Source organism: Nocardiopsis camelliae (genome assembly GCF_028993595.1).
Taxonomy (GTDB): domain Bacteria; phylum Actinomycetota; class Actinomycetes; order Streptosporangiales; family Streptosporangiaceae; genus Nocardiopsis; species Nocardiopsis dassonvillei.
The window spans coordinates 6,795,715-6,813,696 of the sequence record NZ_CP118614.1; the positions used below are offsets into that span (position 1 = coordinate 6,795,715).

The 17,982-nt window shown below is 71.5% G+C and carries 17 protein-coding genes; 7 read left to right on the forward strand and 10 right to left on the reverse strand.

The window, feature by feature from the left end:
• Positions 1 to 118: 118 nt before the first annotated feature.
• The 5 genes from murJ (PV789_RS29685) (at position 119) to PV789_RS29705 (ending at position 7,375) form a co-directional block, all read left to right on the forward strand.
• Positions 119 to 1,951 carry a murein biosynthesis integral membrane protein MurJ gene (murJ, locus tag PV789_RS29685; RefSeq protein WP_274975577.1) on the forward strand — a complete coding sequence of 611 codons (1,833 nt, stop codon included), beginning with the start codon at positions 119 to 121 and terminating at the stop codon, positions 1,949 to 1,951.
• A gap of 159 nt (positions 1,952 to 2,110) precedes the next feature.
• Entirely contained in the window at positions 2,111 to 3,895 is a 1,785-nt protein-coding gene (gene murJ / locus PV789_RS29690; RefSeq protein ID WP_274978287.1) for a murein biosynthesis integral membrane protein MurJ, read from the forward strand.
• A 279-nt stretch (positions 3,896 to 4,174) separates the two neighbouring features.
• Positions 4,175 to 5,812, forward strand: coding sequence for a protein kinase family protein (locus tag PV789_RS29695; RefSeq protein ID WP_274975578.1), 1,638 nt, complete (start codon positions 4,175 to 4,177; stop codon positions 5,810 to 5,812).
• Positions 5,813 to 5,834: 22 nt separating this feature from the next.
• On the forward strand, positions 5,835 to 6,461 hold the full coding sequence (sigM, locus tag PV789_RS29700; protein ID WP_212642068.1) for an RNA polymerase sigma factor SigM: 627 nt from the start codon (positions 5,835 to 5,837) through the stop codon (positions 6,459 to 6,461).
• Positions 6,458 to 7,375 (forward strand): RsmA family anti-sigma factor, encoded by a 918-nt coding sequence (locus PV789_RS29705; protein ID WP_274975579.1) that lies wholly within the window; start codon positions 6,458 to 6,460, stop codon positions 7,373 to 7,375. The genes sigM and PV789_RS29705 overlap by 4 nt, the downstream gene beginning before the upstream one ends.
• 119 nt (positions 7,376 to 7,494) lie before the next feature.
• Here PV789_RS29705 and PV789_RS29710 read toward each other — a convergent pair whose 3' ends face one another.
• Together PV789_RS29710 and PV789_RS29715 are read right to left on the reverse strand one after the other, a co-directional pair.
• Complete coding sequence (locus PV789_RS29710; RefSeq protein WP_274975580.1) at positions 7,495 to 8,208, reverse strand: response regulator; 714 nt, start codon at positions 8,206 to 8,208, stop codon at positions 7,495 to 7,497.
• Entirely contained in the window at positions 8,205 to 9,353 is a 1,149-nt protein-coding gene (locus PV789_RS29715) for a sensor histidine kinase (RefSeq protein WP_274975581.1), read from the reverse strand. Before PV789_RS29715 ends, PV789_RS29710 begins: the two co-directional genes overlap by 4 nt.
• 489 nt (positions 9,354 to 9,842) lie before the next feature.
• On the opposite strand from PV789_RS29715, the gene trxB reads away from it, so the two are divergent.
• Both trxB and trxA read left to right on the forward strand, forming a co-directional pair.
• Complete coding sequence (trxB, locus tag PV789_RS29720) at positions 9,843 to 10,775, forward strand: thioredoxin-disulfide reductase (protein WP_212642065.1); 933 nt, start codon at positions 9,843 to 9,845, stop codon at positions 10,773 to 10,775.
• An 89-nt stretch (positions 10,776 to 10,864) separates the two neighbouring features.
• On the forward strand, positions 10,865 to 11,188 hold the full coding sequence (trxA, locus tag PV789_RS29725) for a thioredoxin (protein WP_274975582.1): 324 nt from the start codon (positions 10,865 to 10,867) through the stop codon (positions 11,186 to 11,188).
• 389 nt (positions 11,189 to 11,577) lie between these two features.
• Here trxA and PV789_RS29730 read toward each other — a convergent pair whose 3' ends face one another.
• The 8 genes from PV789_RS29730 to rpmH form a co-directional block, all read right to left on the reverse strand.
• Complete coding sequence (locus PV789_RS29730; RefSeq protein WP_274978288.1) at positions 11,578 to 12,516, reverse strand: ParB/RepB/Spo0J family partition protein; 939 nt, start codon at positions 12,514 to 12,516, stop codon at positions 11,578 to 11,580.
• A gap of 28 nt (positions 12,517 to 12,544) precedes the next feature.
• Positions 12,545 to 13,309 (reverse strand): ParA family protein, encoded by a 765-nt coding sequence (locus PV789_RS29735; protein WP_274975583.1) that lies wholly within the window; start codon positions 13,307 to 13,309, stop codon positions 12,545 to 12,547.
• Between the two features lie 185 nt (positions 13,310 to 13,494).
• A complete protein-coding gene (rsmG, locus tag PV789_RS29740) occupies positions 13,495 to 14,205 on the reverse strand; it encodes a 16S rRNA (guanine(527)-N(7))-methyltransferase RsmG (RefSeq protein WP_274975584.1) in 711 nt (236 codons plus the stop codon).
• A gap of 338 nt (positions 14,206 to 14,543) precedes the next feature.
• Positions 14,544 to 15,032, reverse strand: coding sequence for a Jag family protein (locus PV789_RS29745; RefSeq protein WP_212642060.1), 489 nt, complete (start codon positions 15,030 to 15,032; stop codon positions 14,544 to 14,546).
• A 137-nt stretch (positions 15,033 to 15,169) separates the two neighbouring features.
• A complete protein-coding gene (gene yidC, locus PV789_RS29750) occupies positions 15,170 to 16,114 on the reverse strand; it encodes a membrane protein insertase YidC (RefSeq protein ID WP_274975585.1) in 945 nt (314 codons plus the stop codon).
• A 28-nt stretch (positions 16,115 to 16,142) separates the two neighbouring features.
• The gene (gene yidD / locus PV789_RS29755) at positions 16,143 to 16,457 is read right to left on the reverse strand and encodes a membrane protein insertion efficiency factor YidD (protein WP_026114436.1); all 315 of its coding nucleotides are present in this window, start codon (positions 16,455 to 16,457) and stop codon (positions 16,143 to 16,145) included.
• On the reverse strand, positions 16,454 to 16,927 hold the full coding sequence (gene rnpA / locus PV789_RS29760) for a ribonuclease P protein component (RefSeq protein WP_274975586.1): 474 nt from the start codon (positions 16,925 to 16,927) through the stop codon (positions 16,454 to 16,456). Before rnpA ends, yidD begins: the two co-directional genes overlap by 4 nt.
• A 94-nt stretch (positions 16,928 to 17,021) precedes the next feature.
• A complete protein-coding gene (gene rpmH, locus PV789_RS29765; RefSeq protein ID WP_013155858.1) occupies positions 17,022 to 17,165 on the reverse strand; it encodes a 50S ribosomal protein L34 in 144 nt (47 codons plus the stop codon).
• Positions 17,166 to 17,982: the final 817 nt, after the last annotated feature.

The window sequence follows — 17,982 nt, forward strand, 5'->3', positions numbered from 1 at the left end:
CCCGCACGTCTCCATGTCGGCGCACGCGGTCCGCACCCGCGTGGCCGACCCGCGGACGCCGGACCACGGCGCCGCGGCCGGACATTCCCCAGTCGGACGAAAGGAAGCCTGATCCACGGTGGTCACCGACTCTTCGAACGGCGGCGGGAAGCACCGCCGACGCCCCCAGCCGCAAGCACCGGTCCCGAGCGCGGTCCGTCCCGAGACCGGCCCCGCGCCCACCTTCGAGGAGGGTGACGTGCCGGGTCCGGTCACCGACACCGCCCCCGGGCAGGGGTCCGGAGGGGACTCCGGCGGCGGCTCCGGCCAGGGCGGGGACTCCGGGTCGGGCGGCGGCGGCATGATGCGCTCCAGCGCCATCATGGCCGTGGGCACCCTGGCCTCCCGGATCACCGGCTTCGCCCGCACCATCGTGCTCGGCGCCGCCATCGGCACCCACCTGCTCGGTGACGCCTACCACACGGCGCACACGATCCCCTTCATCCTCAACGACCTGCTCATCGGCGGGCTGATGGCCAGCGTCATCATCCCGTTCCTGGTCAAGCGGCGTAAACGCGACGCGGACGGCGGCAAGGCCACCGAGGACCGGCTGTTCACCACCACGCTGCTGGCGCTGCTGCTGCTCACCGCGGTCGCGATCGCGGCCGCCGAGTTCCTCATCTGGCTCTACGGCTCCCGGTTCACGCCGATCCAGTTCGACGCCTCGGTCTACCTCGCGAGATACCTGCTGGCGCAGATCTTCTTCGTGGGCATGAGCGGTCTGCTGAGCGCCATGCTCAACACCCGCAACCGGTTCGGCGCGGCCGTGTGGGCCCCGGTGCTGAACAACCTCGTCATCATGAGCGTGGCGGCCGTGTTCCTGTGGGTGGCCGGCCCGGGCCGCACCCCCGAGACCGTCACCGACGGCCAGCTGACCCTGCTGGGCGCGGGCACCGCGGGCGGTATGGCCCTCCAGGCGGTCGTGCTGTTCGTGGCCCTGTCCCGCACCGGCTACCGCTGGCGGCCCCGCCTGGACCTGCGCGGCTCCGGGCTCGGCGACGCCGTGCGCACCGCCGGGTGGATGATGCTCTACACCCTGCTCACCCAGGCCGGGCTGTGGATCACCACCAACATCGCCAACGCCGCGAACGTGGCGAGCATCAGGGAGGGCCTGGACGTCGGCGCGGGCATCAGCGCCTACAACCTGGCGTACCAGCTCTTCCAGCTGCCGTACGCGATCATCGCGGTCTCCCTCATCACCGTGCTGCTGCCCCGCATGAGCGCCCACGCCGACGACCACGACTGGGACGCCGTCCGCGCGGACTTCTCCCGCACCCTGCGCGTCTCCGCGTTCGTGCTGGTGCCGACCGCCTTCGCGGTGGCGATGTTCGCCGAGCCGCTGTCCGTCCTGGCCTTCGCGCGCGGCTCCATCTCGGTGGACGACGCGGAGAGCATCGGCCAGATCCTCGCGGTCATGTCGCTGGGCCTGGTGCCCTTCACCGTGTTCCAGCTCATGCTGCGCGTGTTCTTCGCCATGGGCGACACCCGCACCCCCGCGATGCTCGGCCTCGCGAACCTGGCCGTGCACAGCGCCCTGGCGCTGACGTCCTACCTGGTGCTTCCGCCGAACCTGGTGGTCGTGGGCGTGGCCGCGGGCTTCATGGTCTCGTTCCTGTCCGGACTGACCATCGCCGGAATCGTGCTGAGCCGGCGCATCGGGGGGCTTGACGGCAAGCACGTCATTGGCACATTGTTGCGCCTGCACCTGGCCGTCGTCCCGAGCATCGCGGCCGGCCTCGGTGTGCTCTGGGCCTTCGACACCTACGTCGGCCCCGGCCTGGCCACCTACATCGGCGCCCCGGCCGCCGGATGCGTCCTGGGCGCGTTGCTCTTCCTGGGATGCGCCCGGCTGCTGCGCGTCCCGGAGCTGACCGGTGCCGTGGAACTGATCCGCGCCCGGCTGCGTCGTTGATGCCGTGACCCCCTCCCCCGGCTCTGACCCGCCGAGGCCCCCGAAGCCGCCCGAACGAGAGTGAAGGACAGCACGACGGTGTCCAGCGAGCTGCCGCAGCGGACGTCCCCCGGGGACGCCGAGCCGCCCGACGGGAACAGAACCCGTCGGCGGCCCGTCATGGTGATGCCGGAGGACGTGCTCGACACCTACGAGCGCGAGGAGCCGGGCACCGAGCCCGAAACCGGACTGCACACGCTCCGGGACCCGAGCGACATCGGTGACGTGGGTACCGCCGACCGCCTGGAGGACGGCGACGAGATCGGCGGTACCTCCCACACGGCACCGGGCAACCTCGCCCGGTCGAGCGCGATCATGGCGCTGGGCACCATCGTCTCCCGTGTCACGGGGTTCGTCCGCACCATCATCCTGGCGGCGGCGATCGGCACCCAGTTGCTGGGCGACGCCTACCAGACGGCGGGCATGGTCCCGTACATGGTCTACGACCTGCTCATCGGCGGGCTGCTGGCCAGCGTGTTCGTGCCGTTCCTGGTCAAGCGGCGAAAGCTGGACGCCGACGGGGGCGACGGCGTCGAGCAGCGCCTGGTCACCCTGATGCTGCTGGTGCTGTTCGCCCTCACGCTGGTGTCGGTGCTGGTCGCGGAGTGGTTCATCCGCATCTACGCGGGCGGGTTCTCCGGCGCCCAGTACGAGGTCTCAGTCGTCCTGGCCCGGTACCTGGTCACGCAGATCTTCTTCATCGGCGCCAGCGGGCTGGCCAGCGCGATGCTCAACGCGCGCAACAGGTTCGGCGCGCCCATGTGGGCGCCGGTGCTGAACAACGTGGTCATCATCGGCGTCTGCGTGTGGTTCCTGAACCTGGCCGGTCCGGGGCGCACCCCCGAGACGGTCACCGACGGCCAGCTGATGCTGCTGGGGCTGGGCACGGCCCTGGGGCAGGTGGTCCAGGCCGCCGTCCTGGTGTGGGCGCTGGCCGCGGCGGGCTTCCGCTGGCGTCCGCGCCTGGACCTGCGGGGTTCGGGCCTGGGCGAGGCGGCCGGAGCCGCCTCGTGGATGATGCTCTACATCGTCGTCGCGCAGGTGGGGGCACTGGTCTCCACCAACGTGGCCACCCGCGCGGGCGCCCTGGCCGCCGACGCGGGCTTCGACTCCGGCGCGGGCATCGCGGCGTACAAGTTCGCGTCGATGCTCTTCCAGCTCCCGTACGCGGTCATCGCGGTCTCGGTGATCACCGCGCTGCTGCCCAGGATGAGCGAGCACGTGGCCGCGGGCCGCAAGGACCAGGTGCGCAGCGACTTCTCGCGCGGCTTCCGGCTGTCCTCGGTGCTGATCGCGCCGCTCTCGGTCGCGATGATCGTCTTCGCGATCCCGTTCTGCGTGCTGATCTACGCGCAGGGCAGCACGAGCGCCGAGGACGCGGCCGCCATCGGGCGCATCCTCATGGTCTTCTGCGTGATGTTGATCCCGTTCACGCTCTTCCAGCTCCAGATGCGCGTGTTCTACGCTCTGGGCGACACCCGGACCCCGGCCCTGGTGTCGATCCCCTCCGAGATCGCCCACGCGACCACGGCGATCGGCCTGCTGTTCCTCGTGGAACCGCAGCACGTCGTGGTGTGGCTTCCCGTACCGTACGGCCTGTACTACATCGTGGGCTCCGTCATCATGTGGTACATGCTGCACCGGCGGCTCAACGGCCTGGACGGGCGCCGGACCGCGGCCACGCTGCTCCGGCTGCACCTGGCCGCCGTCCCGTCCGCGGTCTTCGGAGTGGCGATGATCCACCTCTTCCGGGACCTGCCGGGCGAGGTCTGGCCGGGCCTGGCGGCGATGGCGGCGGGAGGCGCCGTCGGAGCCGTGCTGTTCGTGGTGACCGCAAAGCTTCTAAAAGTGACAGAAGTCACATCCTTCCTCGATTTGCTCAGAACCCGGTTGCGACGCCGCTGATCACCAGGAATAGCTGAGATCGGGCGGGCCCGCTCCGTTAAGCACCGGAAGGTGGCCGAGTATCCGTTGTCCTCCGAAGATGCTGTTCACGCGTCCTAGCATGGACAGGCATCGCTTTACCGCTACCGCATTGTTCAACCGAACTGCCCGAAGGGAGGCTGGGGACAGCAGGCAGGGCCGACGGACCCCTCGCGCGCACCCCGTAACGCTCCGGTCCGCACACGGCCAGGGAGCGCGGACGCACGCGAAACCACGGCACTGGCACCCGTCACTCCCATCATGAGCACCTTCCTCATCGAACCCGGTGCGAAGCTGGCCAACCGCTACCGCCTGGACCAAGTGGTGAGCGAGACCGGCGGCGCCACACGCTGGAAGGCCACCGACGAGACGCTCGCGCGTCCCGTGGCCGTGTGGACCTTCGCCGAGGGCTTCCCGCGCACGTCCGAGGTCGTGCGCGCCGCCCGGGCCACGAGCCGCATCCCCGACGCCCGCGTCACGCAGGTCTTCGACGCCGACGACTCCTCCCCCGTCCCCTACGTGGTCGAGGAGTGGGTCATCGGCTCCTCCCTGGCCGACCTCCTCGCGCAGGGCCCCATGGAGCCCGAGCGCGCCGCCGGACTGGTCGCCGAGGCCGCCGAGGCGATCGCCGCCGCGCACGCCGGAGGCCTGCACCACCTGTGCCTGACGCCGAGCAAGCTCATGTGGAGCAGCGGCGGCGCGGTCAAGGTGACCGGCATCGGCGTGGACGCCGCCCTGCTGGGCGCAGGCAACCCCGACCCCGCGGCCACCGACGCACAGGGGCTGGGCAACCTGCTCTACGCGGCGCTCACCGGGCACTGGCCCGGCGGCCCGCAGAGCGGCCTGCCCGCCGCACCCGAGGGCCCCGCGGGCCCCTACCCTCCCCACCACATCCGCCAGGGCGTCACCGAGCCCCTGGGCACCATCACCACGCGCGCCGCCCTGCCGCAGCTCGCGGGGCAGCTGGTGCCCGGACCGCCCATCTCCTCGCCGGCCGACTTCTGCGCGGCCATGGCCGAGGTGCCCCGGCTCATCCCCCTGCCCGTCACCCAGGCCGAGTCGGCCCCGCCCGTGCCCGGGACCTCCCGGCGCACCGGCGAGTTCGACAGCACCGGCCCGCGCCGAAGCCCACGGGGTACCCGCGGCGGGGCCGCGGGCGCACGGGACGAGCAGGAGGCCCGCCACGGTTCCGTCGGACGGACGGGCTCCGCCTCGCGGGGCGGCGCCTCCGCCCGGGGCGGCTCCGAGGTGCGTGAACGTCAGGGTCCCTCCCGGATGGAGCAGCGGACCGCGCGCACGCAGCCCTCGCTCCGCAGGATCCTGATCGGCGTGGCGGCCCTGGTGCTGTTCGCCGGTGTGGTCGTCGGCGCCTGGACGGTCGGGACGATGTTCAGCGCGGGCGGAGGCGAGGAGGCCCCGCCCGAGGGCGGCGACCAGGCCTCGGACGGCGGCGGGGAGGTGGAGCTGAGCCCGCTGGAGATCCAGGGGTCACGCGGTCTCAACCCGCACGGCAACACCGACGAGCACTCGGACAAGGCGGGCCGCGCCCACGACGGGGACACCGCCACGGAGTGGAACACCCAGGGCTACAGGGACCCGCTCAGCGCCATCAAGCCCGGCGTCGGACTCCAGCTCGACCTCGGCGCCGTCCACGAGGTCCACGAGGTGGACCTCAACCTCGGCGGCAGCGGCTACGAGTTCCAGATCCTGGCCGGCGAGAGCGACTCGGACAGCGAGACCGGTTACGAGGTCGTCGGGTCGGGCACGGGCGGCTCCCAGCTCGTCACCCTCGACGAACCGGTCGAGGCCCGCTACGTCGTGGTCTGGTTCACCGAGCTGGCCGGGTCCGGCGAGTGGAGGGGCACGGTCTACGAGGCCGAGGTACGGGGCGTCGAGTAGCGGGGTACGTGATCGGGTACTGATGGACGCGCTCCAGGAGCTTCCTGACCGGGAGCTGTTGACGAGGCACGCTCAGGGCGACGACCAGGCCTTCGCGGTCCTGGTCCGTCGGCACCGCGAGCGCCTTTGGGCTGTCGCCGTGCGCATGATGGGCGACCGCGAGGAGGCCTCCGACGCACTCCAGGACGCGTTCCTGTCCGCGTTCCGCGCCGCCGACCGCTTCCGCGGCGAGGCGCAGGTGAGCACGTGGCTGCACCGGATCGTGGTGAACGCCTGCCACGACCGGCTGCGCCGCCGCAAGGTGCGCCCGGCCACCCCGACCGAGGACGAGACCTTGGACGTGATGTCCAACGAGAGGCTCGGCCGCTCGGGAGGGGGGCCGGACCACGCCTCGCAGACCGAGACGCGCCTGGACGTCAACGCCGCGCTGGACCTGCTCCCGCTGGACCAGCGCATGGCGCTGACCCTCGTGGACATGCTCGGCTACCGGGTGGAGGAGGCCGCGCAGATCCTCGACGTGGCGTCGGGGACCGTCAAGAGCAGGTGTGCGCGAGGTCGCGCCAGACTTCTCCCGTCGCTGGCCCATCTGAGGAACCCTCGACAGGCCGGAGACGTCACAACTGGGAGAGGAGGTGCCAACCCATCGTGACGTCCCATCCAGACGTGGAGGCACTCGCCTTCTTCGCCGAGGAGCTCCTGGAGCCCGACGAGGAACGCACCGTCGCAGCCCACATAGACACCTGCGCGACCTGCGCGACGACCCTGGGAGAACTCGCCGGGGTGTCCGAGGCGCTGGCCGCCGCACCGGTTCCCGCCCTGCCCCGGGACGTGGCCGACCTCCTCGACCAGCGCGTCGCGGAGGCGGTGCGCGAGCGCGCGGCGGTGCTGCCCGTCGACGCGGTCGCCGCGGAGGGCGCCGCACCGCCGCCGACCGGGGGCGGCCCGGCGTCCGACGGCGCCACGGTGACCCCCCTCCCGCGCCGGCCCCGGACCGGTCGGAGCCTGAGCAGGGCCCGGCTGATGATGCTGGCCGCCGCCGCGGCGGTCGTCGTGGGGGGCGGCGGCGCGGCCCTGTTCAACGGCGTGCTCACCCCGGGCGGCCGGGACGGCGAGACCGGCGTCGCGGCCCCGCTGGCGGAGAACGGCCAGGAGAACGCCCCGGACACGGCGCAGTCCTACACACCGCAGGTGGTGCGGAGCGAGACCGTCTACACCGAGGCGGCCCTGACCGAGCAGGCCGCCCGGACACTCGACCTGTCCCCCGTGGGCGGGCCCGGCGCCGGGGGCGGAGGCGAACCCGGCGGGGGCGCGGAGACCGGCCCCCTGGCCGTCGAGGCGGCTCCCCCCGGCCTCCAGGAGTGCGTGGTGCTTCTCAGCGATGAGTTCGGCGGGCACTTCACCCTGGTCGACGACGCCCACTACGGCGGCGGGGACTCCCCCGCGTGGGTGCTGTTCTCCCCCCGGGGCGAGCGGTTCGAGGTGTACGTGGTCGATCCGGCCTGCGCCCGGGGCGGCGACCCCGGCCAGAACGTCCTCGCCCAGGAGACCGTCCAGGCCCCCTGACCGCTCCGGGCCCGTGTCCTCGTGACCCCTTGTCCTTTTGGCGCCGTGTCCTTTTGGCGCTGTGTCGACATGTCGCCGGAGCGGGAACGGAGCCCGGTCCGCCGCACGCGGGCGTCCGGTCACCGGCCGGGGCGGACCAGGCCCGTCTCGTAGGCGACCACCACCAGGCCGACCCGGTCGCGGACCGCGAGCTTGGCCAGGAGGCGTCCCACGTGGGTGCGCGCGGTCGCCGGGCTCAGGTGGAGCGCGGCGCCGATCTCCTGGTTCGACATGCCGCGTCCGACCAGGGCGAGCACGTCGCGCTCCCGGTCGGTGAGCACGTCCAGCCGGGAGGCGCTCCCCGGCGCGACCGCGCTGTCGGCGAGGCGCTCGATCACCCTGCGGGTGACCCCCGGCGAGAGCAGCGCGTCCCCCGCCGCCACGGTGCGGACCGCGTCCCGCAGCTGCCGCGGACCGGCGTCCTTGAGCAGGAAGCCGGAGGCGCCCAGCCGCAGCGCGGTGAACACGTTGTCGTCCTCCCCGAACGTGGTGAGCACGACCACCCGGGCCCCGCGGGCCGTCGACGTGTCGACATGCGGATCTGTGGACCTGCCGTCCCCGGACGCGGGGCCGCCGCCGCGGCGCTCCAGCTCGCGGAGCACCGTCAGGCCGTCCATCGCGGGCATCTGGAGGTCGAGCAGGACCACGTCGGGGCGGTGGCGGTCGATGTCCGCGAGCGCCTCGCGGCCGTTCTCGGACTCGGCCACGACCCCGATCCCCTCGTCGCGCTCCAGCAGCGCGCGGACCCCCGCGCGGACGAGGGGCTGGTCGTCCACGAGCAGGACCCGGATCACCGCTCGTCCCCGAGCGGCAGCAGCGCACGCACCCCGAACCCCCCGCGGGGCCGGGGCGCGGCCTCCACCGTTCCGCCGACCAGGCGCACCCGTTCGCGCATCCCCGCCAGCCCGCTGCCCCCGGGGGACGCGGCCGGTACGGCCGTCCCCTCGTCGGTCACCGTCACGTCGAGCATCCCGTCCCTCCTGGAGAAGGCCACCCGCGCCCGTGGGGCGCGCGCGTGGCGCAGCGTGTTCGTCAGCGCCTCCTGGACGACCCGGTAGGCGGTCGCGTCCACCATCCCGGACAGCTCGCCGGGAGCGGGTGCCCCGGCCACCTCCACGTCCACCCCGGCCGCGCGCACCGTGGCCACGAGTTCGTCCAGGTGCGCGAGGGAGGAGACCCGGTCGCCGCCGGGGTCGGCCTCGCGCAGCGCGCGCACGGTGGCGCGCAGCTCGCTCAGGCCCGCCCGCGAGGCCCGCGCCACGTGGTCCAGCTCGGCGCGCGCGACGGGCACGTCCGCCGGGTCGTCGCCCAGGGCCTCCGCGGCCACCGCCGCGTGCAGGGACACCACGGAGAGGTGGTGCCCCACCGCGTCGTGCAGGTCGCGGGCGATACGGGTGCGTTCGAGCGCCAGTCGCTCGGCCGCCTCGGACTCGCGCGCCTGCCTGTCGAGGGCCTCGATCCGCACGCGCTGCCGCTCGGCCCGGCGCCGCTGCCACTGCACGTGGCCCAGGGCCGTGGCCGCGCCCATGACGGCCACCGTGGCGGGCAGCTCGTACCCCAGGAGGTAGGCGGGGTCCTGCCCCTCCCGCAGCCGGGTGAACGTGGAGACCAGGACCAGTGCGGCTGCCGTGCCCGCCGACCACGGGGTGCGGCCCGCCTCCGCGGCCGAGTACAGCGCGGCGGCCACCGGGACGGCCAGGCCGATGACGGGGAGCTGGAGCACGTAGTTGGCGACGACCAGGACCGAGGTGGCCGCCAGGACCGCGATCGGCCAGCGGCGCCGGACGAGCATGAGCGAACCGAGGACCGCGGCCAGCCCGTACCCGAGCGGCAGGTTCCCCGCGTCGCCGACGTCGGAGGCGACCGCGATCGCCACCACGGCGAAGACGGCGGACCCGAAGAGCGCGTCGACCACGACGCCCCGGCGGTCAGTGGGCATGCGGCGATTCTACGGACCCGGCCCCGTGGCGGCGCGGGACCGGCCGCCCCTGCCGCGTCCGGCGCCGACCGTCCTCGCCGCCGTCCTCCGGGTGGCCGCCGTCCCGGCCCTGAACGCCCTGTGGGGGCTCGCGGCGGGCGCGATCACCCTCGGGGTGCGGTTCGCCCCGCACGGCCGCCAGCGGCGCCCCTGGGGGCTTCCGGGCCGCCCTCGGGTCCGCGCGGTCTCCCGGGATCGTCCCTCGCCTCTCCGCAGGTCCCTCGCCCGGGGCCCCCGGCCGCCGCGCGGAAGCCGTCCGGCCGCTGACGGACTCTCCCGGGGAGGGCCCGGGAAGACGTACGGGGCCGCCTCGGGCGCATACCCCACCCCCGTAACCTGGGGCGATGTCCCGAAGGGAATGCCCTGCGCCTACCATCGGTTGTGCTAACCAACTTCCCCTGAGGTCACACGGCGTGGCCAGGGCAGCGACTGTGTGAAGGGCCAACGAGCGTGAGTGACGTCCGCAATGTCATCATCATCGGTTCCGGACCGGCGGGGTACACGGCCGCCGTGTACGCCGCCCGTGCCGAGCTGCGACCCCTGGTGTTCGAGGGTTCCATCACCGCCGGCGGCGCGCTGATGAACACCACCGAGGTCGAGAACTTCCCCGGTTTCCCCGACGGCGTCATGGGCCCCGACCTCATGGACCACATGCGCAAGCAGGCGGAGCGGTTCGGCGCCGAGCTGGTGCCGGAGGACGTCACCGAGGTCGACCTGAGCAAGCCGGTCAAGGAGGTCGTCGCGGGCGGTGAGACCTTCCTCGCCCACACGGTCATCCTCGCCACCGGCTCCGGCTACCGCGAGCTGGGCGTCCCGGGCGAGAAGGAGCTGTCCGGGCGCGGCACCTCCTGGTGCGCCACCTGCGACGGCTTCTTCTTCCGCGACCAGGACATCGCGGTGGTCGGCGGCGGCGACACCGCCATGGAGGAGGCCCTGTTCCTCACCCGGTTCGCGAGGTCGGTGACCGTCATCCACCGCCGCGACCAGCTGCGCGCCAGCCGCATCATGGCCGAGCGCGCGCACGCCAACGAGAAGATCACCTTCCTCTGGAACTCGGCGGTCACCGAGGTCCTGGGCGAGGAGCGCGTCTCCGGCCTCAAGGTGCTCGACACCCAGACCGGCGAGACCAGCACCCTGGACGTCACCGGCCTGTTCGTCGCGATCGGCCACGACCCGCGCGTGGAGCTGTTCGACAAGCAGATCGAGCTCGACGAGGAGGGCTACGTCAAGGTGGACTTCCCGTCCACGCGGACCAACCTGGAGGGCGTCTTCGCCGCGGGCGACGTCGTCGACCACCAGTACCGGCAGGCGATCACCGCCGCGGGAACCGGCTGCTCCGCCGCCCTGGACGCCGAGCGCTACCTCGCCGCGCGCGGCAACTAGGAACGGTCCTCGCCCGGGGCCCGTCCCCGGGCCCCCGCCACCGACTCCCCCCTCGCCCCCTGCCCCGGATACGCCGAACAAGGAGAACCATGTCCGCTGTCAAGCAGGTCACCGACGCCACCTTCAAGGAGGAGGTCCTCTCCAGCGACAAGCCCGTCCTGGTGGACTTCTGGGCCGACTGGTGCGGCCCGTGCAAGCAGATGGCCCCGGTCCTGGACAAGCTGGCCGAGGAGTACGGCGACAAGATCGAGGTCGTCAAGATCAACACCGACCAGAACCCGGAGACGCCGCGCTCCTACAACGTGCTGTCCCTGCCGACGATGAACCTCTACAAGGACGGCGAGGTCGTCAAGCAGATCATCGGCGCCAAGCCCAAGCGCCTCCTGGAGAAGGAGCTCGCGGAGTTCCTGTGACCCGGAGCCCGCCGCGCCCGCGACTCCTCCGCGAGCCCGCACGGCGAAGGCCCCCGAGATCCCTGCGATCTCGGGGGCCTTCGCCGTACCGGGGCCTCCGGCGGCGGTGTTTCACGTGAAACACCGCCGTTGGTTCGGGCGCCCACGGGGTTCTGGAGGTGGCGGAGGCGGGTTCCCGTGGGGGAACTGCGCCGTAGGCGTCGGTTGAGGGTGGTGGTGGGCGACGGGTGGGCACGAGCGAACCCGCCTCCGCCACCGCTGTACCTGCTTCAACCCGATTCCCGTTCTCCGGGCGCCCGAACACAAGAAGGACTGCGCGCAGCGTCCGTTGAGGGTGGTGGCGGGCGACGGGCGGGCCGAAGCGGAGCGAAGGTCCAAAAAAACACTGCCTAGCCCATCTGGCTGATGATGCGCTCCAGGTCCTCGTGCGTCGCGAACTCCACGACGATCCTGCCCTTGCGCTTGCCCATGTTGACCTTCACCGTGGTGTCCAGCCGGTCGGAGAGGCGGGAGGCCCACTCCTCGACCTGGGGAGGGTTGTCGGTCCGCGTGGGGGCGCGGCGGACCTTCTCCTCCTCGGGCTCCTCCCGCAGGGCCACCATCTCCTCCAGGGAGCGGACCGAGATGCCCTCCTCCACCACCCGGGCGGCGAGGCGGTCCTGGAGGTCGGGGTCCTCGACCTTCAGCAGCGTCCGCGCGTGCCCGGCGCTGAGCACACCCGCGGCCACGCGCGTCTGCACCTTGGGCGGGAGGGTGAGCAGCCGCAGGGTGTTGGTGATGTGCGAACGGGACCGGCCGATCCGCTGGGCCAGTTCCCCGTGGGTGGCGCCGAAGTCGTCCAGCAGCTGCTTGTAGGCGGCCGCCTCCTCCAGGGGGGTGAGCTCCTGCCGGTGCAGGTTCTCCAGGAGCGCGTCGCGCAGCAGCTCGTCGTCGTCGGTGCTGCGGACGATGGCGGGGACGCGGGTGAGACCCGCCTCCTTGCTGGCCCGCATCCGGCGCTCGCCCATGATGAGCTCGTACCGGGGGCCGCCCTCACCCTCCAGCTTGCGCACGACGATGGGCTGGAGCAGGCCGACCTCGCTGATCGAGTCCCGCAGCTCCTCCAGGGCCTGGTCGTCGAAGTACTTCCGCGGCTGCCGGGGGTTGGGGATGATCGAGCTGAGCTCGACCTCCTCCAGGTACGTCCCGTCGGGCAGGGCTTCCACCCGTGGCTCGACGGGCTGGGTCTCCTCCTCGGAGACGGTGACTGGGGCGGGGGCGGGGGCCGCGGGCCCCTGTGGGATGAGCGCCCCCAGTCCCTTGCCCAGTCCGCGCCGCTGCTGGCTCACCGGCACCTCCACACTCCTCTTCCGCTTGTCAGACCTTGGCCCTGTGGGCGATCTCCCGGGCGGCTTCCAGGTAGGCCACCGCACCGGTGGAAGCCGGGTCGTACGTCATCACCGACTGGCCGTAACTGGGCGCCTCGGACACCCGGACGCTCCGGGGGATCAGTGTCTCCAGGACGGTGTCCCCGAAGTGCGAGCGCACCTCGTCGGCCACCTGCTGGGAGAGCCTGGTCCGGCCGTCGTACATCGTCAGCAGGATGGTGCTGACCGCCAGCCCCGGGTTCAGGTGGGACTGGACGAGCTCCACGTTGCGCAGCAGCTGCCCCAGACCCTCCAGGGCGTAGTACTCGCACTGGATCGGGATCATGACCTCGTCGCACGCCACCATCGCGTTGACCGTCAGCAGGCCGAGCGAGGGCGGGCAGTCGATGAGGATGTAGTCCAGGTCCGAGGTGTCGTAGGCGGCGAAGGCCCGCTTGAGCCGGGCCTCGCGCGCGACGAGCGAGACCAGTTCGATCTCGGCGCCCGCCAGGTCGATGGTCGCCGGGGCGCACCAGAGGTTGGGGATGTCCGGGACCGGCTGGGCGAGCTTGCGGATCTCCTCGTCCTCCACCAGGCAGTGGTAGATGGACCGGGTCTGGTTGTCGCGCTCCATGCTGAGGGCGGTGGACGCGTTGCCCTGGGGGTCGAGGTCGACCACGAGGACGCGCTGTCCGTGCATCGCGAGGGCGGCCGCGATGTTGACCGTCGTGGTGGTCTTGCCGACGCCGCCCTTCTGGTTGGCCACACTGATCACCCGGCAGTCCTTGGGCCGGGGCCAGATGTCGTCGGGCCCGCGAACCGCCCTGGCCTCATGGGCCGCACGGGCGAGCGGAGTGTCGGGAACCCCGGACGGTGTTTCACGTGAAACATCGAGCAGGTCTCCGTAGGAGGATGTTTCACGTGAAACACCGGGGTTGTCGGATGGGTTCACGAAGGAGTTCACCTCTTCCGTCCGCGCTTCTTCTTGCCGCCGCGCGCCTTCGGCGCCGGCGGACCACCGGTCACCGTGACGCGAACGACCGTGGTAGCGGGATCGACTTTACCCCGCCCCACCCTGATCACATCGCTAACGCTGGGCCGCAGTTTCGAAACGTCTTTCTCCGCGGCGGCCAGTTCGGCCTCCGCCTGCTCCCCCTTGAGCGCCAGCAGGCTGCCGCCCTCACGCAGAAGGGGCAGGGACCACCCGGCGAGTCGGCTGAGGGGAGCGACCGCGCGGGCGGTGACGAAGTCGGTGTAGACCTCGCCGTGCGCCCCCTCGGCACGGCCGCGCCGCACCTCGACGTTGGGCAACTCCAGAATCTCCACGGCCTCGTTGAGGAAGACCGTCCGGCGCAGCAGCGGCTCCAGCAGCACCATGCGGACGTCGGGGCGCAGCAGACCGAGCACCAGCCCGGGCAGTCCGGCGCCCGAGCCGATGTCCACCACCTCCGCGCCCTCGGGAAGCAGCTCCTCCACGACGGCGCAGTTGATGAGGTGCCGCTCCCACAGGCGGGGGACCTCGCGCGGACCGATCAGTCCCCGGCGCACCCCGTCGTCGGCGAGCAGTTCGGCGTAGCGCCGCGCCGTCGGCAGGGAGGTGCCGAAGACCGCCTCCGCCTCCGCCGGGGGAGCGGGGAGCGCGGCACCGGGCTCCTCAGTGCCCGAGGTCATCGGTCACCACCTGTGAACTCGTCCATCATCACTTCCATGTCGGTTCGCCACGGCGTCCGCACACACGGCGGAGCCGGTGGGCGAGGGGGGACGCGCAGCGGCGCGGAGAAAAGGGGTCCACCCTGAATCCTACGCGCGGGAGGACACCGCGGTTTCACGTGAAACATCCACGGCCCCCGCTTCTGCCTTCCCCCCGCGCGGCCCGGCCACACATAGCGGGAAGTCGACAGAGCCACATGCCGACACGGCGGGGGCACGCCCGGCGGGGGCCGGGCACAAACGGAGGGGGTGGCGATGTTTCACGTGAAACATCGCCACCCCCTCCGGGGCGTCCGCGCCTAGGAGGCGGGCTGCACCACCACGTAGCGGTTGGGCTCCTCGCCCTCCGACTCGCTGTGCAGACCGGCGGCGGCGACCGCGTCGTGCACGACCTTGCGCTCGAACGGGGTCATCGGCTCCAGAGGCTGGGTCTGGCCGGTCTCCTTGGCCTTGTTGGCGGCGTCGGTCCCGACCTGGAAGAGCACCTTGCGGCGGTCCTCGCGGTACCCGCCGATGTCCAGCATCAGGCGGCTGCGCTCACCGGTGGCCCGGTGCACCGCCAGCCGGGTGAGCTCCTGGAGGGCCTCCAGGACCTCGCCCTTCTCCCCGATCAACTCGTCGAGGGTGGCGCCGACGACGGAGACCATCGCGCGGTCGCCCTCGACGTCCATGTCGATGTCACCGTCGAAGTCCGCGATGTCGAGGAGTCCCTCGATGTAGTCCGCGGCGATGTCGCCCTCGTTCTCCAGGGCCTCGACATCGATTCCGGCCTCAGGCGCCTCAGCCACCGCTACGCCACCGCTCTCTTCCTCGCTACTTGCCACAGCGATCCCGTCTCCTCATCCCTCACGCCCTGGCCGCCGTACGCCTCAGGGGCAGTGTCGCCTGCGCACTCGAACGCCTTCTCGGCCGGGAGCCGCAGAACCTAGCGCGGGCCTCCACCGGACCGCTTGGAACGCGACTGCTTCTTCGGCTGCTTGCGATCGATCTTAGGCTGTTCCTTCGGCTCAGGAGCGGATTCCGCCGCCTTCTTTCGGCTGAGCATGCCCTTGGCGGAACCGTTGGCGGAGGCGGCGCTCCCGGCCTTGGCCTGCTCCTGGCCGGGCATCGGCTGCCTGCTGTAGAGGAAGTGCTGCTGCCCCATGGTCCAGACGTTGGAGGTCACCCAGTAGACCAGCACACCCACGGGCATCATGAGACCGAAGAGCCCGAACAAGGGCGCCATGTACATCATGATCTTCTGGGTCTGCATCATGGGGTTGTCTGGCATCTGCGAGACGCTGCGCTTCATGCTCTGGCGCATGGTGAGGAACGTCGTCGTACCCATGATCACGCAGGCGATCGCGATGATGACCTTGGCCATGATCGGGTCGGACGCGCCGAGCGCGAGGAGCTCCTCGGGGGAGCTGTTGAACTGGGCCGCGACGGGCGCCTCGAAGATGAGCGCCGCACGCGCGCTCTCCACCAGCTCCGGGGTGAAGTTGTACTGGGCGTTGCCCTCGGCGACGCTGCGCAGAACGCTGAAGAGCGCGAAGAAGACCGGCATCTGCAGGAGGAGCGGCAGACAACCCATGATCGGGTTGGTGCCGCTCTCCTGGTAGAGCTTCATGGACTCCCGCTGCAAGCGCTCCTTGTCATGCTTGTAGCGCTCGCGGAGCTTCATGATCTTGGGCTGGATGTCCTGCATCTTGCGCTGCGTGTTCATCTGCTTGACGAACAGCGGCACCAGCAGGAGCCGCATGAGCACGGTGAGCAGGACGATCGACAGGCCCCAGGCCCAGCCGCTGTCCGTGTCGAGGCCGATGTAGGTCAGACCCGAGTGGATCTGGACCAAGATCCAGCCGACGATGTTGTAAAGCCAGTCCAGCACCGGCCAACTCCTATGTGATTCGCTTCAGCTACTGGTCCCCGGGAGGGGTTCCGGTGTGGCCGGCTCCGCCCGCAGACTCCTCGGACTCCCCGTTCCGGCGCCCCCTGGGCGGCGGAACCGGATCAAGCCCCCCCGGGTTGAAGGGGTGGCAACGGGCGATACGCCGGGTTCCCAGCCACAACCCGTACAGGGCTCCGTGCACGCGCAGCGCCTCGACGGCGTACGCGCTGCACGAGGGGTAGAAACGGCAGACCGGGGGGAAGAGCGGGCTGATGAAGCGCTGGTAACCCCGGATGGGCAGGATCAACACGCGCGCGAACACCGTCGGTCTGTGCTCGGTCATCGGCCCCACCGCTCTCCGCCCTCGTCCGGGCGTCGGTTCCCTGCTGTCTCACGCACCACGGGATCGGCCGCCGGGGGCCGAGGTCGGCCACGGCCGGACCGGCGGCGCGACGACGTCCCGCGGGGGCGCATCGCCGCGGCGATCGCGCTGTCGAGTTGGGCGGCCAGGTCCTCGTGCCGCGCGGTGGCGGCGGCGGGTCGGGCGCGCACTACAAGCAGGCTACCGTTTGGCAGAACAGCCAACCGAGACCGCATCAGGTGACGCAGTCTGCGCTGTACGCGCTTGCGCACCACCGCTCCCCCGACAGCCTTGCTGACCACGAATCCGACCCGCGGGGGGTCGGCGTCCGCGACGCCGGAGGGCGGGGGGAGGTAGACGGTGCCCAGGCAGTCCCTGGACGCACGCCGTCCCGAGCGCATGACGGAGCCGAACTCGGCGCTGTGGCGCATCCGGTTCCTCGGCGAGAGCATCGGCTTCCTTCGTGCTTCGGTACTTCTCCCACGACAAAGGGACCGGCCGGCGAGAAGGCCGGACGGTCCCGAAGGGCTTGGTGCTGGGCGTGGCCTAGTGGCTCACGGTCAGCGCCGCGCGCCCCTTACGACGGCGCGAGGCGATGATGGCGCGACCGGCGCGCGTACGCATGCGCAGCCGGAAGCCGTGGACCTTCGCGCGACGCCGGTTGTTCGGCTGGTACGTACGCTTGCTCACTACTGGCTCCAGGGGCGTGTCAGGATAAGTACTACGACAGACCCCCAGGATATGCGGGGCCTACGGGTGCATGAGCCGTGGCCGCGCCTCCGTGCGGACACGGGCGCAGGCAGATCATCGGCATAAGCATAAAGAAGATACGACCTGGTCCGGCCGGGGTCAAATCGGGCCTGTGGACGGCGGTTCCGCGCGTCAGACCGGGCCCCCCTCCCCCGCGTCCCCCCGGACTCCGGTCACCGGCCCCGCCCTCCTTCGCGGGCGGTCGGCGCGGAGCCCGCGCCCGCTTGCCTCCCCCGTCCTGTGGACGACTCCTTGTCCACAGGCGTGTGAGACTTCCACACCCCCCGGCGTCTGTGGATAACCTCAGTCTGTGGATAACGTGCCCCTCGCGTCAGCCGACGCTCCCCCGACGCCGGGAGCAGTCTTCTTGCACACCTTCTGATCTGCACATTGTGGATAACTCTGCGCTGTGCGCGGAGATCTGCCATCCTGTGGACAAGCCTGTGGAAAACCTGTGGACAACGTCCTGGGGCTGTGGATACCGGGCTTGTGTCCACAGAGGCGCAGCTCAGGGGGCAGTGAAGTTATCCACAGGCACATAACCACCCAAACAAGCCGATTTCGCACCCTGGCCCGACCCGGCACCGCCGTGGGAGGAGGACAATGGGAAGTCGCTCCCCGTGGCCCCAGGCCCCCGCGAGCGCCCCGTCCGACCGACGCGCCACGGGCTTCGCCCTGGCCACCACGTCCCCTTCCGCCCCCCACTCCGCACCGCACAGACCCGTACCGAAGGGACAAGCACCCATGGCAGGTCGTC

Excerpts from the sequence above, each read along its gene's own strand:
- yidD (WP_026114436.1), bottom strand. The coding sequence starts at position 16,457 with ATGACCGAGCACAGACCGACGGTGTTCGCGCGCGTGTTGATCCTGCCC.
- trxA (WP_274975582.1), top strand. The coding sequence starts at position 10,865 with ATGTCCGCTGTCAAGCAGGTCACCGACGCCACCTTCAAGGAGGAGGTC.
- sigM (WP_212642068.1), top strand. The coding sequence starts at position 5,835 with ATGGACGCGCTCCAGGAGCTTCCTGACCGGGAGCTGTTGACGAGGCAC.
- rnpA (WP_274975586.1), bottom strand. The coding sequence starts at position 16,927 with ATGCTCTCGCCGAGGAACCGGATGCGCCACAGCGCCGAGTTCGGCTCC.
- murJ (WP_274978287.1), top strand. The coding sequence starts at position 2,111 with ATGGTGATGCCGGAGGACGTGCTCGACACCTACGAGCGCGAGGAGCCG.
- rsmG (WP_274975584.1), bottom strand. The coding sequence starts at position 14,205 with ATGACCTCGGGCACTGAGGAGCCCGGTGCCGCGCTCCCCGCTCCCCCG.
- PV789_RS29715 (WP_274975581.1), bottom strand. The coding sequence starts at position 9,353 with ATGCCCACTGACCGCCGGGGCGTCGTGGTCGACGCGCTCTTCGGGTCC.
- PV789_RS29695 (WP_274975578.1), top strand. The coding sequence starts at position 4,175 with ATGAGCACCTTCCTCATCGAACCCGGTGCGAAGCTGGCCAACCGCTAC.